Origin of the sequence: Weizmannia sp. FSL W8-1119 (assembly GCF_038008605.1) — a bacterium.
GTDB classification, from domain to species: Bacteria; Bacillota; Bacilli; order Bacillales; family Bacillaceae_C; genus Weizmannia; species Weizmannia coagulans.
The window spans coordinates 3,014,490-3,040,588 of sequence record NZ_JBBOZL010000001.1 but is presented as its reverse complement, the minus strand read 5'-3'; the positions used below and the strand labels follow the sequence as shown (position 1 = coordinate 3,040,588).

The window sequence follows — 26,099 nt, the reverse complement described above, 5'->3', positions numbered from 1 at the left end:
TTCGTTAAAAAATCCTTCCAGCAGGCTGGAAGGATTTCTTTTAACCAATATGCAAATAGGAGGTTAACCTTTCTTCGTCAAGCAGGCTGCCAACATAAAACGGGCCGAATTCCCCATACCTTGCGCTTGCTTCGTCAAACCGCATTTCATAGACGATTTTTTTGAACTGCAGGGCATCATCGGATAATAAAGCCACACCCCATTCGTAGTCGTCAAGCCCGGTGGAACCGAGAATATATTGTTTTACCTTGCCGGCATATTTGCGCCCGATCAATCCGTGGCTTTTCATTAACGTCTTTCGTTCTTCCATTGGCAGCATGTACCAGTTGTCATTGCCTTCGCGCCGTTTATCCATCGGGTAGAAGCAGAAGTATTTAGATTTCGGCAATGCCGGGTAGAGACGCTCCCGGACACGTGGATTTTCATATGCAGACTCGTCCGCTTTCCCGCCGCGCACATAGTTGCTCAGTTCATTTACACCGATGTACGAATATGCCGGAATGGTAAAATCAGCAATCCTTAATTTATTTAAGGCTGTTTCAATTTCTTCGAGGTCTTCCAGGGCCGGCCGCATCGTCCATAAAACAAAGTCGGCTTTCTGGCCGGTGATGGTGTATAAAGCATAAGCCCCTTCGTGTTTGCTTTGGATGGCATCCAGTTGCTGAAGAAATTGCCGGAATTCTTTCACAGCCGCATCCCTTTCTTCCGCAGGCAGCGCCTTCCAGCCCGCCCAGTCGAGAGAACGGAAATCATGCAGTGAGTACCAGCCATCCAGTGTTTCTGCTGCTTCGCTCATTTTTTTCCCTCCAAATGTTTTTCTCTTCCCTTACTATAACACAGGTTAGAAGAGGGAAAAAATATTACGGCTGCCGCGAAATTGTCTAAAAGAAGCCTTCTTTTGCCTTTGATTTTCCGGAAAAATGGATTATCCTTAAAATGGATACCGTTATACGAGGAGTGTTGAGCGTGAGTACATTTTTTGACGGGATAAAAGAAAAAGTGCGGGGGCACAACAAAACGATTGTTTTCCCGGAAAGTTCGGATGAAAGAGTTTTAACAGCTGTCTCACGGTTTGCATCCGATGAAGTGATCCGGCCGGTTTTAATCGGGAACAAGGACGAAATCCAGGCAAAAGCACGGGCCATCGGTGTTTCCGTCGAGGGCGTTGCAGTGTATGACCCGGAAGACTATGCCGGTTTTGAAGAAATGGTGCAGGCTTTTGTGGAACGGAGAAAAGGCAAGGCGACGGAGGAAGATGCGCGCCAAATATTAAAAGACGTCAATTATTTCGGCACCATGCTCGTCTATTTGAAAAAGGCGGACGGTCTGGTAAGCGGTGCCATCCATTCGACGGCTGATACAGTCCGGCCGGCATTGCAGATCATTAAAACAAAGCAGGGCGTGAAAAAAGTTTCCGGCGTCTTCATTATGGTGAGGGGCGAAGAGAAATTTGTTTTCGCAGATTGTGCAATCAATATTTCACCGGACAGCCAGGATTTGGCGGAAACAGCCGCGGAGAGCGCAAAAACTGCCCGGACATTTGATATTGAACCAAGGATTGCGATGCTGAGCTTTTCAACAAAAGGCTCCGCCCATTCCGATGAGACGGAGAAAGTGGCGCAGGCTGTCCGGTTGGCAAAAGAACGCGATCCGGAGCTTGTGGTGGACGGCGAGATGCAGTTTGATGCTGCGTATGTGCCGGCTGTTGCACAAAAGAAAGCGCCGGATTCCGTGATTCAGGGCAATGCAACCGTGTTTATTTTTCCAAATCTGGATGCGGGGAATATCGGTTATAAAATGGCCCAGCGTCTTGGCGGTTTTGAGGCAGTTGGCCCGATTTTGCAAGGGCTGAATGCGCCTGTCAATGATTTGTCGCGCGGCTGCAATGCGGAAGATGTTTATCATTTGGCTTTGATTTCCGCGGCACAAAGTTTGTAAGGGAGTTGCCAGGCTTCCGGCTGTTGGGTGGACAAAGTTTGGAGGAGAGCGGGTTGATCCTTGGGAGCAGCCCGGCAGGCAAATTGCCGGCAATGTCCGCGTCCGGCAGCATTGTGATTTTTTTAACAAAATGAAATAAAACTGTGTATCCATGCCGCAATGATTCGGCATGAGCGGAAAAGTGGCAAACAGCCGGCACAGTAGTAAAGCTGTTGGACATTGCGGGGGAAAATGGCCTTTGGTATGTAGCCGGGACTCCTCTTTTCCGGCTTGCACCCCCCGGAAGCGCCGGGGATTAGAGTGCTTGCCTTCTTTTGGTTTGGCTTTTGCATGATGCCAAACCTTTTTTATGTTTTATACGGCCGGAGGGAAGGCATTTTATAATGGAAGAATTTGGGGAGAAAAGGGAAAAGGCTGAATTTGATCGTATTGAGAATTTATGTGCAGCCGGGGCAATTTTTACTAAGGCATGCGATAGCCGATGGTTCAGCACTGCTCTCGAATCCTTGCCAATAGAGGGGTTTCGAGAGCAGCTTTTTGGTAGTCAATCCGGCATGATATGATAGTAGTAAAATAAATGGGGGAAGGATCAACATGGAAGAAGCGCTGCAATTGCTGAAGCAGCCCGAGTGGCGGGTGATGGACCAGTCCGGGTTGGGCCCGCAGTTTGAAGCGGCCCAGTCATTTGCGATGGACGACACATTGTGCACCTCTGTAGGGGCAAACGCCTCCCCGGCTGTTGTCCGGACATGGGTGCATCACGACACCGTCAGCCTGGGCATTCAGGATACAAAATTGCCCTTTTTTGAGGAGGGGCTGGCTGTTCTTAAAAATAGAGGATTCCGGTATATTGTCCGTAATTCAGGCGGGCTTGCCGTTGTATTGGATACGGGCGTGCTGAACATTTCGCTTGTTATGCCGGATACGGAAAAGGGGATGGATATCAACCGCGGATACGAAGCGATGTTTAAGCTGGTCCAAATGATGTTTTCGGATTTTCCGGTTGTAATTGAAGCGGGGGAAATAGCAGGCTCGTACTGCCCGGGGAGTTATGATTTGAGCATTGGCGGGAAAAAATTCGCCGGCATCTCCCAGCGGCGGGTCAGGAGAGGGGTGGCTGTCCAGATTTATTTATGCGTGACGGGCAGCGGCGCCGACAGGGCAGAACTCGTTCAGGATTTTTATGAGCGGGCAAAACAGGGCGCGGAGACAAAGTTGCAATACCCGTGTGTCCGTCCTGAAGTGATGGCTTCTTTGTCGGAGCTTTTACAGGAAATACTCACGGTCCAGGACGTTTTCATGCGGCTTTTGCAAACGCTGAAGACGCTGGGGAGCCGGCTTGTGTCCCGCCCGCTTTCGGAACAGGAAACAAAATGGTACGGCAAATATTATGAACGCATGCTGGAAAGAAACGCCCGGTTTTTGTAAAGAATGGATGATAATGGGCCATTCCTTGATCTGATGAAAGACATTCTTGAGGTGTGGCCGGAGTCCATTGTCTTTCATGTGCGGGATGAAGGACAATTTAAAGTGGCGGTAGCCCGTTTTTGTCTTTCATCGGGCGAGTGAAGGACATTTGGAGGTTGTGGTGAGATTGTTTTGTCCTTCATGGGGCGGATGAAGGACATTTGGGGCCGGTGATGGCCTCTGTTTTATCCTTCATGAAGCGGATGAAAGACATTTTGATACGCGGCTGGGAGGGCACTGAAAAAGACCCCCGGGTAACAACGTCCAATTGTTTTTTAGAATGGCTCCAAAAGACAAAACACACCGGGGTCAAAAAGCCGATGCCCGGAGGATTGCCTGCTCCGGGCATTAAAAACCCATTGAGCATGCACCGCCCAATGGGTTTTGGTGTTTGCCCGCCCGGAACTTATTCTGCCAGCTTTTCGAGGTTGCCGTTGCGGTCCATTTTGAACTTGGTCGCGCCGGTTTCGTCTTCTTCGAAAAGGACGTATTTTCTCGCGCGGTTCATGATTTTCATCAAGGTTTCGTAGTCTTCCTGCATGGTAACCGAACCTTCTTCGAGCTCTTGGACACGTTTTTTCAATTCTTCCGTTTCCTTTTTCAATTCTTGGTTTTCGTGCTTCAATCTTGCATTCTCACTTTTTAAAATCGTGCTTTGGAATTGCGTATTGTTCAAGTATTGCAGATAGCTGATGACCTTGACAAGGCTCATATCCCCGTTGCTTTCGGTCGGCTGTGAAACTTGCGGGCTGCCGTTTTCAGCTTCTTCCCCGTCCGGAGCCGGTTGTTCTGGAAATTCAGCAAGCGGCATTTCGCCAATTTCCTCGAGTGTTGGAACCGGCGGCTGGTACAGCAGTTTCTTTTTCCCGCCCTGGTCTTTTCCAAGCAGGCGCTGGCGTTGTTTGCGCTGTTTTTTTGCAAGCTGCAGCGCCTGTTCGTAATTACGGCGAACAACCGCATTCCAGCGGAAACCGCAGGCGGCGGATGTACGGTTCAGCTTATCGCCGACTTCCTCAAAAGCATTCAGCTGTGTGCTTCCTTCGCGCACGTGGCGGAGCACTGTTTCCGCCAGCAACAAATCATCTTCTTCGCTCCACGCATCTTGGCGTGATTTCATTCTCATTACCCCCAAATGTAAATTTTTTGTTTGTACTAAGAGAATGGACAAAAAACACGCAATTTATACCAATATGGTAAAAAAATAATAGAATTTTAGCGCGCAAACGGATTTTTGCTTTCGACAACACAGACAGGCGGGTACACGGGGGAAGCCAAAAAGCCCCGTTAGCGTTTGCCCGGGCACGGATAAATGCAAGGGGTTTAAAAAGCGCAGCCACACGCTGGCGGGGATTGGAAAATATGGCAAGAGAAAAACGGGTTTCCTAATTAAAAAGTGCAGCGCCACAAGCTGTGGGCATGGAGACCGCCAATGCTCTCCAACCACCTGGTCGGTTTAAAAAGTGCAGAGTCAAAGCTGGTGCGAGCCGCTGTTTTACGCTTACCGCGCCCGGCCGGTGTTAAAAAATGCAGCGCCACAAGCTGGTTCCCCTATAGAAACGGCAAAATCAAGCATTTTCGAAAGAGGCGGTCTTCCATCGGGGGGTATTCATTAGCCCCGCGCATTTCCAAAAGCTGCCCGTCCGCATATTACAAGCTTTTTTTCTCGGGCTTGTCCCGGTATAATAGAATTACGACATCAGGAAGAGGGTAAAGCATGGAATACGCCAAACGTAAGCTCAGTGAGGAAAAAGTGTTTAAAGACCCTGTCCACCGCTATGTCCATGTGCGTGACCGGGTGATCTGGGACTTGATCGGAACAAAAGAGTTCCAGCGTTTGCGCCGGATCCGGCAGCTCGGCACGACTTACCTGACTTTCCACGGGGCGGAACACAGCCGTTTCAGCCACTCGCTCGGCGTCTATGAAATTGTCAGGAGAATTACAGATGATGTTTTTAAAGACCGGGTGAACTGGAACGGAAAGGACAGGCTGCTGTCGCTTTGCGCTGCGCTTTTGCACGATCTTGGCCACGGCCCGTTTTCCCATTCGTTTGAAAAAGTGTTCGGTATGGACCATGAGGAGTTTACAAGGCAAATCATCCTCGGGGAGACGGAAGTCAATGAAGTATTGCGGCGGGTCGGCAGAAATTTCCCGAAAAAAGTGGCGGAAGTGATTGCGAAAACTTCAGAAAACAAGCTGGTGGTCAGCCTGATTTCAAGCCAGCTTGATGCGGACCGGATGGATTATTTGCTGCGCGATGCGTACTATACAGGGGTCAGCTACGGCCATTTTGACATTGAACGGCTGCTCCGCGTCATGCGCCCGCATGAAGACCAGGCCGTTTTTAAATATAGCGGCATGCATGCGGTCGAAGATTACATTTTAAGCCGTTACCAAATGTACTGGCAAGTGTATTTCCACCCGGTGACAAGAAGTGCGGAAGTGATTTTAACAAAAATTTTGCAGCGCGCGAAAACGTTGTACGATGCCCGTTATCCGTTCAAACACGGGCCCAGCCATTTCCAATCGCTTTTTGAAGGCAGGCTTACCCTGCGAGATTATTTAAAGCTGGATGAGCACATCATGCTGTATTATATTGAAGTTTGGCAGGAAGAAGATGACCCGGTTTTGCGGGATCTTTGCGCCCGCTTTGTAAACCGGAATCTGTTTAAATACATTGAGTTTGACCCGGCAAAAGAATTTAAGGTGCACAGCCGGCTTGAAAAGCTTTTTGAAGAAGCCGGGATCGACCCGAACTATTATTTGGTCATTGATTCGTCTTCAGACCTTCCGTACGATTTTTACCGGCCGGGCGAGGAAGGGGAACGGCTGCCGATCAATTTGCTGATGCGAAACGGCGACCTGAAGGAATTATCAAGGGAATCGGATATTGTGGACGCCATTTCGGGGAAAAGAAGAACGGATCATAAATTGTATTTTCCGCTTGATTTGATCGAAGACGAAACGACACACGGGGAAAAGAAAAGGGAAATTGCCGCTTTGCTGAAACTGCCCCGGAGTTCGGAAATTTAGTCAGGAGTGAATGGTTTGTGTTAGAAGATCATGTGAAAATAATGGGTGCGCTTGCCATAAGCGGAGAGATTGTCGGGCGTAAAAAGCTGCAAAAAATGATTTATATTGCGAAAAAATTATCCTTCCCGTTTCAGGAAAAATTCGAGTTCCACTTTTACGGCCCGTATTCTGAAGAGTTGACGCTCAAAGTAGAGGAACTGACCAATCTCGGGTTTGTAAACGAAGTAAAAGAGAAAAAAGGCGGATATGTCCAATACCGGTATACGGTGACAGACGAAGGCCGGGAATTTCTGGAAATGTACGAACCGGATCTGCCGGGGCTAGATGCGTGCTTGGCAGAAATGAACGGGCAAAATGCGCGTTTCCTTGAACTTGTTTCAACCGTCATGTATTTTGACACGCTTCCGAAAGAGGAAGTAAAAGAGAAAATCTTTACATTAAAAGCGAAGCAGCGTTATACAGAGGAGGAAATCAACGAGGCGTACGATTACATAGAAAAATTGAAAAAAATCGCCAGGCCCGTCCAGCAGGCTTAGCGATTTTTTCTCCCTTATTCGTCGCTTTTGCGGACGCCGCCGACAGCATAATGGTTTTTTGACATTTCTTCAATAAAAACGGTAATGTTTTCTTTCGGGGCGCCTACGGTTTCGCTGACCGCGGCCGTTACTTTTTCGACCAGCGCTTTCTTTTGTTCGTCTGTACGGCCTTCCAGCATTTTGACAGTTACATATGGCATAGGGTGCATCTCCTTTTGGATGTTTTCATTTAAAAATTGTAAAGTCTTTTTTGCCCGCCTGCAAGTGGCACTTTTAAAACATGTGAATACCGAATGAAAATTTTGTATACTATAGTCAATATATTGTTTTTAAAGGAGACCGGTACGTGGAACAATTACAACAGTTTTTGGCATATCCGTTAAGGGATATCCCGATTGTCGCGGCGGTGCTGATCATTGCTTTTACCGTCCATGAGTTTTCCCATGCTTATACAGCTTATTTGTGCGGCGACCCGACTGCCAAACGCGAGGGGCGGCTGACATTGAACCCGGCGCAGCATATTGACCCGCTTGGCGCGCTGCTTATTTTTGTCGCCGGCTTCGGCTGGGCGCGCCCTGTCCCGGTAAACCGCTACCATTTCAAAAATCCGCGCCTGGCAGGGGTGGCGGTATCTTTTGCGGGCCCTGCCAGCAATTTTTTGATGGCGTTTATCGGGGAAATCATCTTTTATGTGCTGGTGGCAACCGGGCTTGGCGCAGGCCTGCCATGGTTTGTCCTTTCCTTTTTCAATTATTTTGTCTGGCTGAATCTCGTATTGTTTATTTTTAATTTAATTCCGCTTCCGCCGCTGGACGGGTACCGGATCATAGAAGATTTGGTTTCGCCGGGGGTACGGGCAAAATTGACGCAGTACGAGCAATACAGCATCGTTGTATTTCTGGTCCTGCTGGTCACGCCGCTTGGCCGATATACGATCTCGCCGCTGCTTAACAGTGCGGTTCCGTCGATTATGAAGGGATTCCAGACCATTGTTTCCGTATTCGGATAGATTGCCATTGAGAGAAAGGGGATGTGCAAGATGGCTAAAGAAAAGAAAAAGGCAGAATTTAATATTATTAAAAATGCGCCGACTGACGGCCATAAAAGTTTTGGCACCGGGGCGCTGAACCTTGAAAATGTCTCGCCGGTGATCATTGATGTCAATGAAGGCACGGCGGTTGTCGATATTGGGGCGATGCATGCAAGGAGCGCCGTGGAAAAACGGGTGAGATTTTTCCCCGACCGTTCGGAAGTCCCGGAAGAAGGGGCAAAACCGTACTGGCTTGTGTGGGTGACAATTGAACGCGGCGAAAACGGGCCTTATTATCACGGGGTGACAGCCTGCGAAATGGTGGTCAACAAGGAAAAACGCCGCGGCTACAAATCGCTGCCGGAACATGTCAACCGCCTCGACAAGTCGATGAAGGGCCATATCATTGTAGACCATATGGACGACCGGTCCAAAAAAGTGCTGGCAGACTTTTTAAAAGGCCACAGCAGCGAGATGTGGAACTTATCCAGCGATGAATTGAAAGAAGCATTAAAGGCCTGACCCCGCGCATTTATTTTTGCGTAAGGAAAGGACCGAAATTTCACGATGCATTGAAGGAGCAGGAAAGGCCTGACCGCACAGCGGACAGGCCTTTCTGTTTGCTGTTTTAAAAAAACGGGAACAGTTTTTCAAGCCAGTTCCGGTGCTTTTTCGGGTACAACTCATTTTCTCCTGCAGCGGGATGTTTGCTGCAGGGCTCGGCCGGTTCGGTACCGGATATAAAGTATGTCAGCCTTGCCACCGGGCAGTTAGCGGTTGCGATTTTCCCGGTGGCAGGATCGATTTCAACACCGGTTACGCCTTTGGGCGGCTTAAATTCCGTTACAGGGCGCCCGTCAAGCGCCTTTTCCATAAACCGGGCCCATATTTTTTTGGCGTACATTTTATCGGCGGCCAACGTGATTTCCTGCCCGTTGTCGTATCCGACCCAAACGCCTGATACAAGCTGGGGCGAAAACCCGATCATCCAGCTGTCCGTGTTGGTGGAGCCGGATTTGCCGGCGTACGGGCGGGTGAGGTTTTTGACAATGGAGGCGCCGGTGACACGGGCATAGCCGTTCAGGCGCTTGTCAAACATGCCGGTCATCATTTGCGAGGTGACAAACGCCGCCGCTTTGTCCAACACCCGTTTTTTCTCGTGTTTGTCGTATGCATACAGGACGCGGCCTTTATAATCTTCCACTTTTGTGATGAAAACAGGCCCGTTTTGAGTGCCGCCGTTTGCAAGCAGGCTGTAGGCGTTCACCATATCGAGCAGGTGCACGCCGGATGTGCCGAGCGCAAGTGACGGCACTTTTTCCATTGGGGTTGTAAGGCCGAATTGTTTTGCGGTTTGGACAAGCACATCCTGCCCGAGCAGCAAATGGGTTTTCACGGCGTAAATATTATCTGAAACGGCGAGCGCCTGCATCATCGTAATGTCCCTATTGGCATACTGGCTGTTGAAATTATGCGGCCTGTATGAAGATCCGCCCGGCCGGAAAACGGTCGGTTCGCTTTTGAGCATCGTTGCCGGCGTGAATCCGTGGTTCAATGCAGCATAATAAAGGAGCGGCTTCATGGTGGAACCGGGCTGGCGCGTTGCCTGTGTGGCGCGGTTAAAGGAACTTTCCGCATAATCGCGGCCCCCGGTAAGTGCGGTTACGAAGCCGTTTTTCGGATTGATTGCCGCAAAACCGAGCTGGATTTGCGAAGATGCCGGAATGATTTCCTTCACTGTTTCTTCGGCAATTTTTTGCTGCTTCACATCAAGGGTGGTATATACTTTTAATCCCCCGAGCGCAATCGTCCGGTCATCAAACCCGAGTTTTGTTTTCAGCTGTTTTTTCACAAGGTCCTGGAAATAAGGGGCGATCCGGTTTGTATCCGGATCCGCTTTTTGCATGATTTTTACCGTTTCATTGGCGGCTGCTGCTGCTTGTTTTTTTGTAATATAGCCGTTTTTCACCATCGATTGCAAAACAGCAAGCTGCCGTTTTTTCGCTTTTTCCGGCGAAATGACAGGGGAGTAGACTCCGGGTCCGTTTGGAATCCCGGCAAGCATGGCGGCTTCGGCAAGTGTCAGCTGTTTGGCGCTTTTCCCGAAATAGTACCGGCTTGCGGCTTCAATCCCGTATTTTCCATGCCCGTAATTGATCGTATTTAAATAGCCTTCCAGAATCCGGTCTTTGCTGTAGCTGGACTCGAGCCGGACCGTGTAAAATGCTTCCTTTAATTTTCTTTCCCATGTTTTATCAAGCGTTAAAAACAGGTTGCGGGCGTATTGCTGGGTAATGGTGCTTGCGCCCTGCACCTTTCCCATTGCTTTCATATCGGCGGCGACCGCCCCGGCCATGCGCCGGTAATCAAAGCCGTGGTGATGGTAAAAGTTTCGGTCTTCGATTGAAATGGTCGCGTCAATGGCGTTTTCGGAGATGCCGTCAAGCGGCACCCAGTATCTTTGCTGGCCGCTGTTCGACTCGCCGATTTGTTTGCCGTTTTGTGCATAATAAAGCGTTGATTGCGGTACGGACAGCGGCGGCGGACCGAGAATTTTTGCATACAGATAGACAGCTGCCGTTAAGGCAGACAGCAGGATGGCGAAAGTAATCAGGGCAAACAGTATCAGGCGCAGGCCCCATTTGGCTTTCCGGATCTTTGGTGTTGTCTGTGTCTCCATCATCCGCACCTCTTTTTCTCCTTATTTCCTTAGTATTTAGTAAGAGAGGAAATTTTAAACACCGGAACCGAAAAAAAGGATGATGGGAAGGGTGGCCCGCTGTAAAAAGATTCTTGCTTTTTTTCGGAATTTCACTATACTTTTTCCATGTGTCCGAAATTGTGAAAAAGAGGAGAAAAAGATGAGATTTGACGAAGCTTATTCAGGCCATGTTTTTATCGGGGCAAGCCCGGATTATGAAAAAAGCCGGGTGGTGCTTTACGGCATGCCGATGGACTGGACAGTCAGCTACCGCCCGGGTTCACGGTTCGGCCCGGGGCGCATCCGGGAAGTTTCAATCGGGCTCGAAGAATACAGCCCGTATCTTGACCGGGAACTTGCTGAAATCAGCTATTTTGATGCCGGAGATATGCCGCTGCCGTTCGGCAATCCGCAAAAAAGCCTTGATATGATTGAAAATTATGTCGGGACATTGCTCGACGACGGGAAATTTCCGTTCGGCCTTGGCGGCGAGCATTTGGTGACATGGCCGGTGATCCGCGCCGTTTACAAAAAATACCCGGATCTCGCTGTCATTCATTTTGATGCCCATACCGATTTGCGCACGGATTATGAAGGCGAGCCGCTTTCGCATGCTACGCCGATCCGGAAAACGGCGGAGTTGATCGGGCCCGCGAATGTGTATTCATTCGGTATCCGGTCCGGCTTAAAAGAGGAATTTGAATGGGCGGAAAGAAACGGCATGCATATCGCAAAGTTTGAAGTGCTTGAGCCGCTCAAAAAAGTGTTGCCGGCGCTTTCCGGCCGCCATGTGTATGTGACGGTCGATATTGATGTGCTCGATCCCGCTTTTGCGCCGGGGACAGGGACGGTGGATGCCGGCGGGATCACCTCAAAAGAACTGCTGGCATCGATTCATGCGATTGCCCGTTCCGGCGTGAATGTCATTGGTTGTGACCTTGTTGAAGTGGCACCTGTATATGATCATTCCGAGCAAACAGCCAATACGGCTAGCAAGCTCGTGCGCGAAATGATGCTCGGCTGGGTGAAGTAACGGAAAACCCGGCACCGGCTGCGGGGGCGGGTGCCGGGTTTTTAAAGTTAAGCTTGCGGGATAGCAGCTCCATTATATATGATAAAATGAGGAGAGTTACCATATTATTTTTCCGCCGGAAGGGTTATAATGGATGAAATAAAGGATGTGGGAAAATGGCGGGGGAAACCGTTTCTTGCCCTGTAAAAATACATATGACCACGGAGATTTTCCAGGAAGAAGCGGAAAAAATCGAACTGGTTTTGTTCGGCCATTATTACGAAAAAGGCGGTTCGGCCTATTTAAAGTACGAGGAAGTGCAGGAAGCCGGCAAAATTTATACGGTTGTCAAAATGGCAAGCGGAAGGGCGCTTGTATTGAGAAGCGGTGCGGTCTCCATGCGGCTTGATTTGCGTGCCGGGACAAGGCGCCCGGGGACTTACGAAAACGGCTATGGCCAATTCCCGATTGAAGCGGCGGCAGATGAGATTGTGCACACGCGCACAGGCCCGCTTTCCGGGCAGCTTTCCCTCGGATACAGGCTTTATATGCATGGGGGTTCGGTCGGTACATATAAAATGAAGATCCATTATGAGGAGGTACAAGCAGCAAAATGAACATTGCGGAACAAATGCAGGAAACGCTGAAAACGGAAATCAAAGAAGCGGTGATGAAGACCGGCTTGGTTGCGGAAGCGGATATTCCGGCTATTGTGCTGGAAAAGCCAAAAGAAAAAGCGCACGGCGATTATGCCGCAAACATTGCAATGCAGCTTGCGCGTGCGGCAAAAAAAGCGCCGCGCCAGATTGCGGAAGCGATTGTCGAACATATCGACAAATCGAAAACGTCGATTGAAAAAGTGGAAATCGCAGGCCCCGGCTTTATTAATTTTTATTTGGACAATACGTATTTGACCCGGCTGATCCCTTCTATCCTTCACGATGGTGCGGATTACGGCCGTTCAGATGCCGGCAGGGGCAAAAAAATCCAGGTTGAATTCGTATCGGCGAACCCGACCGGTGATCTTCACCTCGGACATGCGCGCGGCGCCGCTGTCGGGGATTCACTGTGCAATATTCTTGAAAAAGCAGGGTATGAGGTGACCCGTGAATACTATATTAACGATGCCGGCAACCAGATCCACAATCTGGCCTTGTCAGTCGAAGCGCGCTACTTCCAGGCGCTCGGGATGGAAAAGGAAATGCCGGCAGATGGCTATTACGGCCAGGATATTATTGACCTTGGAAAAAAACTTGCCGATGAATACGGCCGGAAATTTGTGGACGCGGATGAAAAAACGCGCTACGAATTTTTCCGCCAGTACGGCCTCGATTACGAGATGGCGAAACTGAAAAAAGACCTTGAAGACTTCCGCGTTCGTTTTGATGTCTGGTATTCGGAAACGTCTCTTTATAAGAGCGGAAAAATTGACGAAATGCTGACACTGATGCGCGAAAAAGGCCATATTTATGAAAAGGACGGGGCAACGTGGTTCCGCTCGACGGCTTTCGGCGACGACAAAGACCGCGTGCTCATCAAAAACGATGGGACTTACACGTACTTGACCCCGGATATTGCTTACCATAAAGACAAATTTGACCGCGGCTTCGATACGGTGATTAATATTTGGGGCGCTGACCACCACGGCTATATCCCGCGGATGAAAGCGGCAATGGAAGCGCTCGGCTATAACAGCGGCAATCTTGAAGTGGAGATCATCCAGCTTGTTCACTTGTATAAAAACGGCGAAAAAATAAAAATGAGCAAGCGGACTGGGAAAGCGGTCACGATGCGTGAACTCATTGACGAAGTCGGGCTTGATGCAACCCGGTACTTCTTTGCGATGAGAAGCTCGGATACGCATTTGGACTTTGACCTTGATCTTGCCGTTTCAGAGTCCAATGAAAACCCGGTTTACTATGCGCAATATGCCCATGCCCGTATTTGCAGTATTTTGCGCCAGGCGGAAGAAAAAGGGTTTGTGCCGGATACAGGCGCCGATTTTTCCGTGATCCGGTCTGAAAAGGAAACGGATGTCCTGAAAAAGCTCGGAGAATTCCCGCAGGTGATTGCTGATGCGGCCGAAAAGCGGATCCCGCACCGCATTACAAATTATATTAACGAACTTGCCGCCAACTTCCACAGCTTTTACAATGCTGTGAAAGTGATCGAGCCGGCGCATGCGGACGCCACCAAAGCGCGCCTTGCCCTCGTGAAGGCCGTGCAAATTACGCTGAAAAACGCGCTCCAGCTGATCGGCGTTTCCGCACCTGAAAAAATGTAAAGACAAAAGCCGTCCTCATCCGTTTCCGGGTTCAGGGCGGCTTTTTTTTATTAAGATGGTGTTTCAGTTCAGTGTCCCAGGGACCGGCTTTTCCGTAAGCCGGTGGTCGATTGCCGCCGGGTGTAAGAAAAGCAAATTGGATTGCAGGCAGCAAGATAGCCCGGGGTTCAGTGCTTTTTTCAGTCAACGTGTGGTAAATTTACTGGGCAACAAAATGCGTTACAGCCCGCAAGATGGTATTCAAGGCCGGCCAAGCACCCATCATCCCTCGCAGTGTCCCCGGTCTTCCGGAAGGCAATATTTTCCTGATTGCGCCGACTGGCCCAGAGCCGGCTTTTTCATCACAAAAATCCTTCAATTGCCCTCACGCCCCATTCGGCCAGCCTCGTTGCCAATCCGGGGCGGTTCAGGCCGTCTGATGTAAGAGGGGCAGCGTGGCGCATATCATCCTTCACGACCGCGCACATTTTTTGGATAAACACATTGTCGTATACAAGGCAGTTGACTTCAAAGTTTAAACGGGCACTGCGCCGGTCAAAATTAGCCGTTCCAATATTGCAGACGGTCCGGTCAATGATCATAATTTTCGCGTGATAAAATCCGGGCTTGAACAAATAAATGTCTGCGCCATTTTCAAGCAGCTGCCGGAAATAGCGGCTTGCGGCCTCTTTGACAAGCGGATGGTCCGCCCTATCGGGAGTGAGCACTGTGACTTTTACGCCGCGTGCCAAAGCCTGCACCAGTTTTTTGTGCATGGCCGGAGTCGGGATAAAGTACGGGGAACCGATAAAAATCGATTCACGGGCTTCATCAATCAGGCTGCAAAACAGGTGCTCAAGCTCATCGCCCGCAGTCGGGATGATCCGGTGGCGGCATCCGCTTTTCTCCTCATGGGGAGAGATGTGTGTTTCAAATGGCATATTTTCTCCTGTAGCCGTTTCCCAGTTCCTGATAAATTCCTCCTGCAAGTCGCGGATACTTCCGCCGGTTAAGCGGTAATGGTAATCTCGCCAAGGAGACAGCGACTTGTTGCCATTGATATAATCCTTCCCCACATTGAAACCGCCAAGATAGCCTGTCTTCCCGTCAATGACGGTTATTTTCCGGTGGTTCCGCTGCTGGAGCGTGTAAAAGAAAAAAGGGAACTTCGGCCGGTTGCTGAAGGCAAACGAGACGCCAGCGTTTTTCAGCTGTGCAATCATCTGCTTTGTGACCTTCCGGCTGCCCGCCCAATCGAGCAATACTTTTACTTCTTTCCCTTCGCGCGCTTTTTTTGCGAGCAGGTTGAAAAATTCACGGCTGATTTCATCATTTTTTACAATATAAAACAGGACGTATATGCTTTTTTTGGCATGCAGGATATCGGAAAAGTAGTGGGGAAACAGATTTTCTCCGCATGTAAAAACAGTAAAATCTCCGTGCCGTACGGGATATTGGCGCTGTTTGCGAGTTTTGCGGAAATGCCTTTTTCCAAGCGTGTAATCGGTGAAAAGCCAGATGATGAGTACTATGACGGCAGAAAGGAATAAGAGCAAAATCATATCTTTTTTCCCCGCTTCAATCGATTTTTTTTGTGGTCGAGTCCATGTCTTTATTCTTCCCCAAATGCGGCCGATTCTACTTACAAAAGCCGGAAACAGGCACAAAGAAATTCAAAAAAATAAAGAAAAAAGGATTGACTGAATGCTCATTCATTATATAATGTAGGTAAGCAAGATTCGGAAAATTACCTGCTTTTTTGTGCGAGCACGAATGAACGAAGGGAGCGTCGGGAGAAAAATGCACATCTTATTATGGTTAAACTGGTTGTTGTTTTTGTCTGTAACCGCTTACGGCATTGGCCTTTTTGCGTATTTGGTAAGGACAAGGATCCAGTATATCAAATTGGGGAAAAAACAGGAATTCGACAACAATGTCAAGGCGCGGCTCAAAAAAATATGGGTATACGTTTTCGGGCAGAAAAAACTGCTCAAGGATAAAAAGAGCGGCGCCATCCATGTGATGATGTTTTACGGGTTTATTCTCGTCCAGTTCGGCGCAATTGATTTCATATGGAAGGGGCTTGCGCCGGGTTCGCACTTGCCGCTCGGGCCGCTTTACCCCGGATTTACTTTCTTTCAGGAAATCGTCACGCTCGTGATTTTATTTGCGGTCGGCTGGGCGTTTTACCGCCGCTACATTGAGAAGCTCGTCCGCTTAAAACGCGATTTTAAAGCGGGGCTTGTGCTCATCTTTATCGGCGGGCTAATGGTTTCTGTCCTGGTCGGGGGCGGTATGGAAATCATTTGGCACTTTGAGGAGCCTTCATGGACGGAACCGGTGGCAGCCGGGATTGCAGCAGCCTTTCATTGGATCGGGCCCACCGCGGCGGCCGTTGTGTTTTACGTGGCATGGTGGATCCATCTGTTGCTTCTGCTTACTTTCCTTGTCTATATCCCGCAGTCGAAGCACGCCCATTTGATTGCAGGGCCTGCGAATGTGTATCTGAACCGGCTCGGGGATACCGGGAAATTACGGGCGATCGATTTTGAAGACGAATCGCAGGAAAGTTTTGGCGTCGGGAAAATCGAGGACTTCACGCAGCTTCAGCTTGTCGATCTTTACGCCTGTGTGGAGTGCGGCCGCTGCACGAATATGTGCCCGGCAACCGGAACAGGAAAAATGCTTTCACCGATGGACTTGATCATTAAATTGAGGGACCATCTGACCAATTACGGCGCGGCCGTTACGTCCAAAGCACCGTGGGTTCCGGCATTTGCTTTTGCCAACACGACAGGGAACCGGCTCGCCCGGGAGAGTGCAACCCGCGGGGCAGAAGAGGCAGCTGTAGCGCTTGATTACAATCCGAGCCTGATCGGCGATGTCATTACCGAAGAAGAGATCTGGGCATGCACGACTTGCCGGAATTGCGAAGACCAGTGCCCGGTTATGAATGAACATGTCGATAAAATCATTGATTTGCGGCGCTATCTCGTTTTGACCGAAGGAAAAATGAAACCAGATGCACAGCGGGCAATCCAAAATATTGAACGCCAGGGCAATCCTTGGGGACTGAACCGGAAAGAGCGCGAGTCGTGGCGTGAAGGGCGCGAAGATATCGAGGTCAAGACGGTCAAAGAAATGAAAAAATCGGATGAGGAATTCGAGTATTTATTCTGGGTCGGATCAATGGGGTCTTACGACAGCCGCAGCCAAAAAATCGCGCAGTCGTTTGCGAAACTGCTGAATGAAGCGGGTGTGAAATTCGCCATTCTCGGCAACAAGGAGAAAAACTCCGGAGATACAGCACGCAGGCTTGGCAATGAATTTTTGTTCCAGGAACTGGCCGGCCAGAACATCGCCGAGTTTGAAAAGAACGGCGTGAAAAAAATTGTGACGATCGATCCGCATGCATACAATACGTTTAAGAAAGAATATAAAGATTTTGGTTTTGAAGGGGAAGTGTACCATCACACCGAAGTGCTTTATGAGCTGCTGAAAGAAGGACGCTTAAAGCCGAAGTACGAAGTCAATGAAACGGTTACCTTTCATGACTCCTGCTACCTCGGCAGGTACAATGACATTTATAACCAGCCGCGTGACATTTTAAAAATGATCCCGGGCGTAAAGCTTGTGGAAATGGAACGGAACCGTGAAACCGCGATGTGCTGCGGGGCCGGCGGCGGGTTAATGTGGACGGAAGAAGATACCGGGCACCGGATTAATGTGGCGCGGACTGAACAGGCACTTTCCGTGAATCCGACCGTCATCAGCACGGAATGCCCGTACTGTCTGACAATGCTGTCTGACGGTACAAAAGCGAAAGAAGTGGAAGACACTGTGAAAACCCTGGATGTTGCCGAAATTCTGGAACGTTCGGTCTGCGGGGCACCGGGGCAGACTGCTGCAGTATCTTAAGCGGGTGATACCGCCGCAAAACGGGATGCGCGGCAGGGAAGCTAGCAACAGTTGTATGTAAACCGGCAAATCATCTGCGCAAAAGCGGCGGGGAACAGGATATGCAAAAGGAAGATTCTCCGCCGTTTTTTTGCGGCAGATCACACAGGATGATAATGGTTTGGGAATGTAAGCGCATGCATATTGCCGGCGCTTTTCATAAATCACACAGTAAGGCAAGGCTCACTGCTGTTTTGGGAAACGAACGGCAAAGGGCCATGAATGAACGATGATTGAGCGTTCGCTCGATTGGCGCTTTTCATCCATTCCAAAAGCATCGGGAAGTTCGCTGCTGTTTTGGCAGCAAATAACAAAGGGACTATGAATGAACGATGATTCGCGTTCGTGCAAATTGCCGGCGCTTATCATAAATCCATTGTAAAAGGGGAGAAGATGGTTGAACACGGTGATCATCGACGGGGCGCGTACGCCATTTGGGAAATTCGGGGGAAAACTGGCTGCACTTCCGGCGTCCGCGTTAGGCGGGATTGCGATCCGGCATGCATTGGAAAAAGCGGGCGTTGAAAACGGGGAAGTAAATGAAGTGATTATGGGGAATGTCCTACAGGGCGGCCAGGGGCAGCTCCCATCCCGGCAGGCGGCAAGGCACGCCGGCATTCCGTGGGAAGTCAAAACGGAAACGGTGAATAAAGTGTGTGCTTCCGGCATGAGGAGCGTGACCATGGCGGATCAGATCATCCGTTTGGGAGACGGGGAAGTCATTGTAGCCGGCGGGATGGAGTCGATGTCAAACGCCCCTTACTTCCTGCCCAAGGCAAGATGGGGATTGAAAATGGGCGATGTCCAGCTGAAAGACATGATGACCCATGACGGACTCATCTGCGCATTTTCCGGCGTCCATATGGGCACATACGGAAACCGCACGGCGGAAGCGTTCGGGCTGACCCGCGACTTTCAGGACCGCTGGGCATTAAGAAGCCACCAGAAAGCATTGGAAGCCATTCATTCCGGCAAGTTTGCCGAAGAGATTGTTCCGGTGGAAATCCCGCAAAGAAAAGGCCCTGCGCTGCTTGTTGAACAGGATGAACCGCCGCGCGCGGATACGACGCTTGAAAAACTGTCCCAGCTGCCGCCTGCTTTCGACAAAGACGGCACCATCACGGCCGGCAATGCTCCGGGTGTGAATGACGGGGCGGCTGCACTTGTTTTAATGAGCGCTGAACGGGCTGCAAAAGCAGGGTTGAAGCCGCTTGCAAAGATGGTGGCGCATGCGGAAGTGGCGGTGGAGGCGCAGCATTTTCCGCAGACGCCGGGGCTTGTGATCAACGAAATCCTGAAAAAAACAGGAAGAAAGCTTGATGACATTGATTTGTTTGAAATCAATGAAGCATTTGCCGCTGTGGCCCTTGCCAGCAGCAAAATCGCACAGCTCGATTTGGATAAGGTGAATGTAAACGGCGGCGCGGTTGCGTTAGGCCATCCGATCGGTGCAAGCGGCACGCGCATTATTTTAACCCTTGCATACGAACTGAAACGGCGCGGCGGCGGGACCGGGATCGCAGCCATCTGCTCCGGTGGCGGCCAGGGCGATGCCGTCATGATTGAAGTGCAATAAAACTTCAACGTGTATGACCACCCAAAAAAGGGGACCTGATCATGGATTTTCAGTTTACGGAAGAACAGCTTTTGTTAAGAAAAACCGTACGGGATTTTGCAGGAAAAGAAATTTTGCCGGCTACGGGCGACATGGAGCGCGGCATGTTCCCGCGTGAAATACTTGGAAAAATGGCAACCCTCGGTCTGATGGGCATCACCATTCCGGAAACATACGGCGGTGCGGGGCTGGATTTTACTGCATACGTTATAGCTGTTCATGAAATTTCCAAAGCCAGCGCGACCATTGGCGTCATCCTTTCCGTCCATTCATCCGTCGGGACCGCGCCGATTTTATATTTCGGAAGTGAAGCGCAAAAACAAAAATATTTGCCAAAGCTTGCAAGCGGGGAATACCTGGGGGCTTTTTGCCTGACGGAAGCCGAGGCGGGGTCGGATGCGAAGAATTTAAAAACAAAAGCGGTAAAACAGGGCGGGCATTATGTGCTCAATGGTTCAAAAATGTTCATTACAAACGGCGGCGTGGCGGATACGTATATTGTATTTGCCCGCACGGAAGACGACAACATCACCGCTTTCATTATTGAAAAGACCATGCCGGGTTTCCGGACCGGCAAGGATGAGAAAAAAATGGGGCTGCACGGGTCAAAAACTGTCCAGCTTCACTTTGAAAATCTCCAGGTTCCGGCTGAGAACCGGCTGGGGGAAGAAGGGGAAGGGTTTAAGATCGCAATGGCGGTGCTGGATGCCGGCCGGATCGGGATCGCGGCACAGGCCCTCGGGATTGCGGAAGGCGCCTATGAACTGGCACTTCAATACGCAAAAAACCGGCGCCAGTTCGGAAAACCCATCCACGCATTTGAGGGTACCGGTTTTAAACTTGCCGACATGGCAACAAACATCGAAGCCAGCAAACTGCTTGTCTACCGATCAGCCTTTTTGCGGAGCAACGGCCTGGGCTGCAAAAAAGAAGCGGCGATGGCCAAACTGCTCGCTTCCCAAACAGCTGTTGATACAGCGATTGAAGCCGTTCAGATTTTCGGCGGATATGGATACACGAAAGATTATCCGGTTGAACGGTTCATGCGCGATGCGAAAATTACGCAAATTTATGAAGGGACAAGTGAAATCCAAAGAATCGTGATCAGCAATCAATTATTGCAAGAGAAAAGGCTTTAAGTTGTCTTGAATAAAAAAATTGGAGGCAGAAAAATGGACTTTCGTTTAAGTGAAGAACATGAAATGATCCGGAAAATGGTACGCGATTTTGCCGTGAAGGAAGTAGCGCCGACAGCAGCGGAACGCGATGAGAACGAACGGTTTGACCGTGGCATCTTTGACCGGATGGCGGCGCTTGGGCTGACCGGGATTCCGTGGCCGGAGCAGTACGGCGGGATCGGGAGCGATTTTCTGGCATACTGCATTGCGGTGGAAGAGCTGTCGCGTGTGTGCGCCTCAACCGGCGTGACCCTCTCGGCACATACTTCCCTTGCCAGCTGGCCGCTGTTTAAATTCGGCACAGAAGAACAAAAACAGAAATACCTCGTTCCGCTTGCCCGCGGGGAAAAAATCGGCGCGTACGGCTTGACGGAGCCGGGGTCGGGTTCTGATGCGGGTGCGATGGTGACAACGGCCAGGCGTGAAGGAGACCATTATGTTTTAAATGGTTCCAAAATTTTCATTACAAACGGCGGCGTGGCGGATATTTACATCGTGTTTGCCCTCACCGATCCGAAAAGCAAACACCATGGTACAAGCGCATTTATCATTGAAAAAGATTTTCCCGGGTTTTCAACCGGCAAAAAGGAAAAGAAAATGGGCATCCGGGCTTCCACCACAACGGAAATCATTTTTGACAATGTCATGGTGCCGGCAGAAAACCGGCTGGGGGAAGAAGGACAGGGCTTTAAAATCGCGATGATGACGCTGGACGGCGGGCGCAACGGCATTGCAGCCCAGGCAGTCGGCATTGCCCAGGGCGCGCTCGATGCGGCTGCAGCTTATGCGAAAGAGCGGAAACAGTTCGGCAAACCGATCGCAGCAAACCAGGGCGTGTCTTTCAAACTCGCCGACATGGCCACTGCAGTCGAAGCGGCAAGGCTGTTAACGTACCAGGCAGCCTGGCTTGAGTCAAACGGGCTGCCGTACGGAAAAGAATCCGCCATGTCCAAACTGTTTGCCGGCGATACGGCGATGAAAGTCACAACGGAAGCCGTGCAGATTTTTGGCGGCTACGGTTATACAAAAGATTATCCGGTTGAGCGGTTCATGCGCGATGCCAAAATTACGCAAATTTACGAAGGGACGCAGGAAATCCAGCGGCTTGTCATTTCAAGAATGCTGACAAGGGACTGACGGAGAGGGGAGGCCGTTTGTGAGCCAAAAAAAGTTTGTGCCGGCATCGGTCAGGGACGAAAGGCTGATTGAAAAGCGCAGAAACCAAATGATCAATGCCGCCGTCGCGCTTTTTAAGGAAAAGGGGTTCCACCGGACGACAACGAGGGAAATTGCCAAAAAATCCGGCTTTAGCATCGGGACGCTTTACGAATATATCCGGGCAAAAGAGGATGTCCTTTATTTGGTGTGCGACCGGATTTATGATGAAGTGCGCGACAGGCTGCTGCGCATTGATGCCGGCCAGGGGACGCTTGAAAGTTTGAAACTCGCAATTGCCCATTATTTCCGGATTGTTGATGAACTGCAGGATGAAGTGCTTGTCATGTACCAGGAAGCAAAATCACTGACAAAAGAAGCACTGCCTTACGTATTAAAAAAGGAAATGGAAATGGTCGGCATATTTGAAAAAATGATTAAAAGATGTGCGGAAAACGGCGAACTTGATCTGGAAGAAAAAGAGATTGAGATGCTCGCCCATAATATTTTTGTCCAAGGTGAAATGTGGGCTTTCCGCCGCTGGGCATTTAAAAAGAAGTTTACAATTGAGGATTATATCCGTCTGCAAACCCATTTGCTGTTTTCCGGCCTTGAGACAAGGGATATGATGGCATGAATTTTTCCATCCCGGGGTTCATTTATGCGTTTTAACTTAATCCTGATGAAGACAAGGAGGATATGATGGCTGATACAGAAATTTACCGCCCGAAACATGCGGTCCGTTTTGTCACAGCGTCCAGTTTGTTTGACGGTCACGATGCTTCCATCAACATTATGCGGAGGATTTTGCAGGCAAGCGGTGCGGAAGTCATTCATCTCGGTCACAATCGCTCGGCACGCGAAATTGTCCAGGCGGCGATTCAGGAAGATGTCCAGGGCATTGCCGTTTCTTCTTACCAGGGAGGGCATCTCGAGTTTTTCAAGTATATGTATGATTTGCTCCAGGAAAATGGCGCCTCCGGAATCCGTATTTACGGCGGGGGTGGAGGCGTCATCATCCCGCGTGAGATGAAAGAACTGCATGACTACGGGATCGCGCGGATTTTTTCACCGGAGGACGGCAGAAAGCTCGGCCTTCAGGGGATGATCAATATCATGCTCCGGGAGTGCGACCACCCGACGGTAACGGAAGCGGATTTTGTAAAAGAGGTGGAGCGCTTAAGCGAAGGGCGGATCGGTTCTGTTGCCAGGCTGATTTCTTATGCCGAGAACCATTTGAACCATCAGGAAGCGCTCGCTGCCCTTGAAGCTGCGGTGCCGGCTGTGAAGAAAGCGCCGGTCGTGGGCATAACCGGTACCGGGGGAGCGGGGAAGAGCTCATTAACAGATGAACTGATCCGCCGTTTTTTGCACGACCATCCGGAAAGCAAAATTGCCGTTCTTTCGGTCGATCCGACGAAGCAAAAAACGGGGGGCGCATTGCTTGGCGACCGGATCCGGATGAACGCGATTTTCCATCCGAACGTTTTTTTGCGGAGCATGGCTACGAGGGCATCCCGTTCCGAACTTTCCCTTGCCATCCATGACGCCATCCGGATTGTAAAGGCTGCCGGCTTTGATTTGATTTTGATCGAAACAAGCGGGATCGGCCAGGGGGACGCCGAAATTACGAATGTTTCCGATGTTGCCATGTATGTGATGACGAGCGAATTCGGAGCGCCTTCCCAGCTTGAAAAAATTGATATGATCGATTACGCGGACCTCATTGCGATCAACAAATTCGAGCGGAAAGGTTCAGAGGATGCGAAAAAGCAGGTGCAAAAGCAATACCAGCGGAGCCATCTGCTGTTTGACCAAAGCCTGGATGAGATGCCGGTATACGGTACGATTGCCAGCCAGTTTCATGATCCGGGGACAAACGCCTTATATGGTGCCCTGATGGAAAAAATCAATGAAAAGAGCGGTACGGCTTTTCGCTCGTCTTTTTCAAAAAAACAGGAAGCGGGCAACCGGCATACCATCATCCCGGCAAGCCGCAACCATTACTTGCGGGAAATAGTGGAAACCGTCCGCCGGTACCATAAAAAGGCGGAGGCACAGGCTTCTCTTGCACGGAGAATGTTTCAACTCGAAGGCGCCATTACGGCCGCAAAGGAGTCCGGGGCAGCAGAGGATGTGATCGCATCGCTTGAAGCGCTTCGTAGGGAAGCGGAAAAAGGGCTGACAGAAGAATCGAAAACCCTTTTGAAAAGCTGGCCGGATGTTAAGCAAAAATACAGCGGGGAGACGGTCACTGTCAAAATCCGCAATAAAGAGATCACAACGAGGATCAGAACAACAAGCTTGTCCGGGCTCCCGATCCCGAAAGTGGCGCTGCCGGATTGGGAAGACAAGGGCGAGATTTTAAAATGGCTGTATAAAGAAAATGTGCCAGGGGCATTTCCTTTTACGGCCGGTGTTTTCCCGTTTAAGCGACAGGAAGAAGATCCGAAGCGGCAGTTTGCGGGGGAAGGGACACCGGAACGGACAAATCGGCGCTTCCATTATTTATCAAAAGATGATCCGGCAAAGCGGCTGAGCACGGCTTTTGACTCGGTAACGCTGTACGGCGAAGATCCGGACGAACGCCCGGATATTTACGGAAAAGTCGGCGAGTCAGGGGTAAGTGTGTGCACGCTCGATGATATGAAAAAACTGTATGCGGGTTTTGATCTATGTGCGCCTTCGACTTCCGTTTCCATGACGATTAACGGCCCGGCGCCGGTCATTCTGGCAATGTTCATGAATACGGCGATTGACCAGCAGGTGAAAAAGAAAGAAGCGGAGCTCGGGCGCGTTTTAACCGTAGAGGAATTTACGGAGGTGCGCGAAAAGACGCTGCAGACGGTCAGGGGCACCGTGCAGGCGGATATTTTAAAAGAAGACCAGGGCCAGAATACATGCATTTTCTCAACTGAATTTGCACTCCGGATGATGGGTGATATCCAACAGTATTTTATTGACCATAAAGTGCGCAATTATTATTCGGTCTCGATTTCCGGATACCATATCGCAGAAGCGGGCGCCAATCCAATTTCACAGCTTGCGTTCACGCTCGCAAACGGTTTCACGTATGTTGAGTATTATTTAGGAAGGGGCATGAAGGTGGATGATTTTGCCCCGAACCTTTCATTCTTTTTCTCGAACGGGCTTGATCCGGAATACACGGTGATCGGGCGTGTTGCAAGAAGAATCTGGGCGGTTGTGATGCGCGATTTATACGGGGCGAATGAGCGGAGCCAGAAGCTGAAGTACCATATTCAGACATCCGGCCGGTCGCTCCATGCACAGGAAATTGATTTCAATGATATCCGCACGACGCTGCAGGCGCTGATGGCCCTTCAGGATCATTGTAATTCGCTCCATACCAATGCATATGATGAAGCGATTACGACACCGACCGAGGAATCGGTGCGCCGCGCGATGGCGATTCAGCTGATTATTACAAAAGAGCACGGATTGTCGAAAAATGAAAATCCGCTGCAAGGTTCATTTATCATTGAAGAACTGACAGACCTTGTCGAAGCCGCCGTTTTGGAGGAATTTGAGCGTATCAATGACCGCGGCGGGGTACTCGGCGCAATGGAGACCCAGTATCAGAGAGGGAAAATTCAGGAAGAGTCCATGGAATACGAGGTCAGAAAGCATTCCGGCGCCCTCCCGATTATCGGCGTCAACACCTTCCTGAATCCAAACCCGAAAAGCGAGGACGAACTGAACAATATGCAGCTTGCACGCGCAACAAAGGAAGAAAAAGATTTGCAGATCAAAAATTTGCGTGATTTCCAGGCCCGCCACAAAGCAGAAGCGGAAGCCGCACTGGAAAAATTAAAGCAAACCGCGGTTTCAGGAGGCAATATTTTCGCCGAGCTTATGGAAACCGTCAAAGTCGCAAGCCTCGGCCAAATCACCAACACCCTCTACCAAATTGGTGGCCAATACAGAAGAAATATGTGAACAGAAAGTCCCGCTGCCTTGCCCGTATCCGACAGGCAAATGTTCTGGCCGGAATAAGTTAAGGGCTTTATTACGGGCAGGTTATGCTATCCGAGGAGCTGGCTGCAAGAAGTATTGTTCTTAAAAAACTGGCAAAAATTTCGATTATACACGCGTTCTATTCATATTGCGAATGAATTAGAAAAAAAGAAAGAGAAGCGAAAAGCTATTGAATCATATCACGATAGCTTTTCGCTTCTTTATTTATGTCCAAGGCGTG

Annotated in this window: 21 protein-coding genes; 16 read left to right on the top strand and 5 right to left on the bottom strand. The window is 50.0% G+C overall.

Going from position 1 to position 26,099, the window contains the following annotated elements; genetic code table 11:
* Positions 1–40 precede the first annotated feature (40 nt).
* Entirely contained in the window at positions 41–796 is a 756-nt protein-coding gene (hemQ, locus tag NSQ19_RS14830; RefSeq protein WP_013860784.1) for a hydrogen peroxide-dependent heme synthase, read from the bottom strand.
* A gap of 140 nt (positions 797–936) precedes the next feature.
* Here hemQ and pta point away from each other — a divergent pair, with 140 nt between their 5' ends.
* From pta to NSQ19_RS14815, 3 genes are all read left to right on the top strand, one after another.
* Positions 937–1,938 (top strand): phosphate acetyltransferase, encoded by a 1,002-nt coding sequence (pta, locus tag NSQ19_RS14825; RefSeq protein ID WP_340703106.1) that lies wholly within the window; start codon positions 937–939, stop codon positions 1,936–1,938.
* A 383-nt stretch (positions 1,939–2,321) separates the two neighbouring features.
* The gene (locus NSQ19_RS14820) at positions 2,322–2,501 is read left to right on the top strand and encodes a hypothetical protein (protein ID WP_207369055.1); all 180 of its coding nucleotides are present in this window, start codon (positions 2,322–2,324) and stop codon (positions 2,499–2,501) included.
* A gap of 31 nt (positions 2,502–2,532) precedes the next feature.
* Complete coding sequence (locus tag NSQ19_RS14815) at positions 2,533–3,366, top strand: lipoate--protein ligase family protein (protein ID WP_013860779.1); 834 nt, start codon at positions 2,533–2,535, stop codon at positions 3,364–3,366.
* A 445-nt stretch (positions 3,367–3,811) separates the two neighbouring features.
* Here NSQ19_RS14815 and NSQ19_RS14810 read toward each other — a convergent pair whose 3' ends face one another.
* The gene (locus NSQ19_RS14810; protein ID WP_017552677.1) at positions 3,812–4,522 is read right to left on the bottom strand and encodes an RsfA family transcriptional regulator; all 711 of its coding nucleotides are present in this window, start codon (positions 4,520–4,522) and stop codon (positions 3,812–3,814) included.
* Between the two features lie 597 nt (positions 4,523–5,119).
* Here NSQ19_RS14810 and NSQ19_RS14805 point away from each other — a divergent pair.
* A complete protein-coding gene (locus NSQ19_RS14805; protein WP_017552678.1) occupies positions 5,120–6,436 on the top strand; it encodes an HD domain-containing protein in 1,317 nt (438 codons plus the stop codon).
* Between the two features lie 17 nt (positions 6,437–6,453).
* A complete protein-coding gene (locus NSQ19_RS14800; RefSeq protein WP_019721043.1) occupies positions 6,454–6,972 on the top strand; it encodes a YwgA family protein in 519 nt (172 codons plus the stop codon).
* Positions 6,973–6,986: 14 nt separating this feature from the next.
* On the opposite strand, the gene NSQ19_RS14795 is transcribed toward NSQ19_RS14800, so the two are convergent.
* Positions 6,987–7,172 carry a 2-hydroxymuconate tautomerase gene (locus NSQ19_RS14795; protein ID WP_013860775.1) on the bottom strand — a complete coding sequence of 62 codons (186 nt, stop codon included), beginning with the start codon at positions 7,170–7,172 and terminating at the stop codon, positions 6,987–6,989.
* A 146-nt stretch (positions 7,173–7,318) separates the two neighbouring features.
* Here NSQ19_RS14795 and NSQ19_RS14790 point away from each other — a divergent pair, with 146 nt between their 5' ends.
* On the top strand, positions 7,319–7,981 hold the full coding sequence (locus tag NSQ19_RS14790; RefSeq protein ID WP_014096720.1) for a site-2 protease family protein: 663 nt from the start codon (positions 7,319–7,321) through the stop codon (positions 7,979–7,981).
* 30 nt (positions 7,982–8,011) lie between these two features.
* Positions 8,012–8,524: a YwhD family protein gene (locus NSQ19_RS14785; protein WP_013860773.1), complete on the top strand. Its 513-nt coding sequence runs from the start codon at positions 8,012–8,014 to the stop codon at positions 8,522–8,524.
* A gap of 106 nt (positions 8,525–8,630) precedes the next feature.
* Here the strand turns inward: NSQ19_RS14785 and NSQ19_RS14780 are convergent, their stop codons facing one another.
* Entirely contained in the window at positions 8,631–10,682 is a 2,052-nt protein-coding gene (locus tag NSQ19_RS14780) for a transglycosylase domain-containing protein (protein ID WP_029713825.1), read from the bottom strand.
* 181 nt (positions 10,683–10,863) lie between these two features.
* Between NSQ19_RS14780 and speB the strand changes: the two genes are divergently transcribed.
* From speB to argS, 3 genes are all read left to right on the top strand, one after another.
* Entirely contained in the window at positions 10,864–11,736 is an 873-nt protein-coding gene (gene speB, locus NSQ19_RS14775) for an agmatinase (RefSeq protein WP_017552682.1), read from the top strand.
* Positions 11,737–11,891: 155 nt separating this feature from the next.
* A complete protein-coding gene (locus NSQ19_RS14770; RefSeq protein WP_017552683.1) occupies positions 11,892–12,332 on the top strand; it encodes a DUF1934 domain-containing protein in 441 nt (146 codons plus the stop codon).
* Positions 12,329–13,999, top strand: a complete 1,671-nt coding sequence (gene argS / locus NSQ19_RS14765; protein ID WP_019721039.1) for an arginine--tRNA ligase — start codon at positions 12,329–12,331, stop codon at positions 13,997–13,999. The genes NSQ19_RS14770 and argS overlap by 4 nt, the downstream gene beginning before the upstream one ends.
* A 341-nt stretch (positions 14,000–14,340) precedes the next feature.
* Here argS and cls read toward each other — a convergent pair whose 3' ends face one another.
* Positions 14,341–15,540, bottom strand: a complete 1,200-nt coding sequence (gene cls, locus NSQ19_RS14760; protein ID WP_340703105.1) for a cardiolipin synthase — start codon at positions 15,538–15,540, stop codon at positions 14,341–14,343.
* 238 nt (positions 15,541–15,778) lie between these two features.
* Here cls and NSQ19_RS14755 point away from each other — a divergent pair, with 238 nt between their 5' ends.
* The 6 genes from NSQ19_RS14755 to icmF all read left to right on the top strand — a co-directional run bounded on the left by NSQ19_RS14755 (position 15,779) and on the right by icmF (position 25,840).
* Positions 15,779–17,896 carry a heterodisulfide reductase-related iron-sulfur binding cluster gene (locus NSQ19_RS14755; protein WP_013860766.1) on the top strand — a complete coding sequence of 706 codons (2,118 nt, stop codon included), beginning with the start codon at positions 15,779–15,781 and terminating at the stop codon, positions 17,894–17,896.
* Positions 17,897–18,332: 436 nt separating this feature from the next.
* Complete coding sequence (locus NSQ19_RS14750) at positions 18,333–19,511, top strand: acetyl-CoA C-acetyltransferase (protein ID WP_340703104.1); 1,179 nt, start codon at positions 18,333–18,335, stop codon at positions 19,509–19,511.
* A gap of 41 nt (positions 19,512–19,552) precedes the next feature.
* Positions 19,553–20,689 carry an acyl-CoA dehydrogenase gene (locus NSQ19_RS14745; RefSeq protein WP_340703103.1) on the top strand — a complete coding sequence of 379 codons (1,137 nt, stop codon included), beginning with the start codon at positions 19,553–19,555 and terminating at the stop codon, positions 20,687–20,689.
* Positions 20,690–20,722: 33 nt separating this feature from the next.
* A complete protein-coding gene (locus NSQ19_RS14740; protein ID WP_017550325.1) occupies positions 20,723–21,865 on the top strand; it encodes an acyl-CoA dehydrogenase in 1,143 nt (380 codons plus the stop codon).
* 19 nt (positions 21,866–21,884) lie between these two features.
* Positions 21,885–22,520, top strand: a complete 636-nt coding sequence (locus tag NSQ19_RS14735) for a TetR/AcrR family transcriptional regulator (RefSeq protein ID WP_340703102.1) — start codon at positions 21,885–21,887, stop codon at positions 22,518–22,520.
* Positions 22,521–22,585: 65 nt separating this feature from the next.
* Positions 22,586–25,840, top strand: coding sequence for a fused isobutyryl-CoA mutase/GTPase IcmF (gene icmF, locus NSQ19_RS14730; protein WP_340703101.1), 3,255 nt, complete (start codon positions 22,586–22,588; stop codon positions 25,838–25,840).
* Positions 25,841–26,099: the final 259 nt, after the last annotated feature.

Bases quoted from the DNA above. Each gene is read 5' to 3' on its own strand.
- NSQ19_RS14740 (WP_017550325.1), top strand. From the start codon at position 20,723: ATGGACTTTCGTTTAAGTGAAGAACATGAAATGATCCGGAAAATGGTA.
- hemQ (WP_013860784.1), bottom strand. From the start codon at position 796: ATGAGCGAAGCAGCAGAAACACTGGATGGCTGGTACTCACTGCATGAT.
- NSQ19_RS14745 (WP_340703103.1), top strand. From the start codon at position 19,553: ATGGATTTTCAGTTTACGGAAGAACAGCTTTTGTTAAGAAAAACCGTA.
- icmF (WP_340703101.1), top strand. From the start codon at position 22,586: ATGGCTGATACAGAAATTTACCGCCCGAAACATGCGGTCCGTTTTGTC.
- NSQ19_RS14785 (WP_013860773.1), top strand. From the start codon at position 8,012: ATGGCTAAAGAAAAGAAAAAGGCAGAATTTAATATTATTAAAAATGCG.
- NSQ19_RS14815 (WP_013860779.1), top strand. From the start codon at position 2,533: ATGGAAGAAGCGCTGCAATTGCTGAAGCAGCCCGAGTGGCGGGTGATG.
- NSQ19_RS14780 (WP_029713825.1), bottom strand. From the start codon at position 10,682: ATGGAGACACAGACAACACCAAAGATCCGGAAAGCCAAATGGGGCCTG.
- speB (WP_017552682.1), top strand. From the start codon at position 10,864: ATGAGATTTGACGAAGCTTATTCAGGCCATGTTTTTATCGGGGCAAGC.
- NSQ19_RS14770 (WP_017552683.1), top strand. From the start codon at position 11,892: ATGGCGGGGGAAACCGTTTCTTGCCCTGTAAAAATACATATGACCACG.
- argS (WP_019721039.1), top strand. From the start codon at position 12,329: ATGAACATTGCGGAACAAATGCAGGAAACGCTGAAAACGGAAATCAAA.
- pta (WP_340703106.1), top strand. From the start codon at position 937: ATGGATACCGTTATACGAGGAGTGTTGAGCGTGAGTACATTTTTTGAC.
- NSQ19_RS14810 (WP_017552677.1), bottom strand. From the start codon at position 4,522: ATGAAATCACGCCAAGATGCGTGGAGCGAAGAAGATGATTTGTTGCTG.
- NSQ19_RS14820 (WP_207369055.1), top strand. From the start codon at position 2,322: ATGGAAGAATTTGGGGAGAAAAGGGAAAAGGCTGAATTTGATCGTATT.
- NSQ19_RS14755 (WP_013860766.1), top strand. From the start codon at position 15,779: ATGCACATCTTATTATGGTTAAACTGGTTGTTGTTTTTGTCTGTAACC.
- cls (WP_340703105.1), bottom strand. From the start codon at position 15,540: ATGATTTTGCTCTTATTCCTTTCTGCCGTCATAGTACTCATCATCTGG.
- NSQ19_RS14795 (WP_013860775.1), bottom strand. From the start codon at position 7,172: ATGCCATATGTAACTGTCAAAATGCTGGAAGGCCGTACAGACGAACAA.
- NSQ19_RS14805 (WP_017552678.1), top strand. From the start codon at position 5,120: ATGGAATACGCCAAACGTAAGCTCAGTGAGGAAAAAGTGTTTAAAGAC.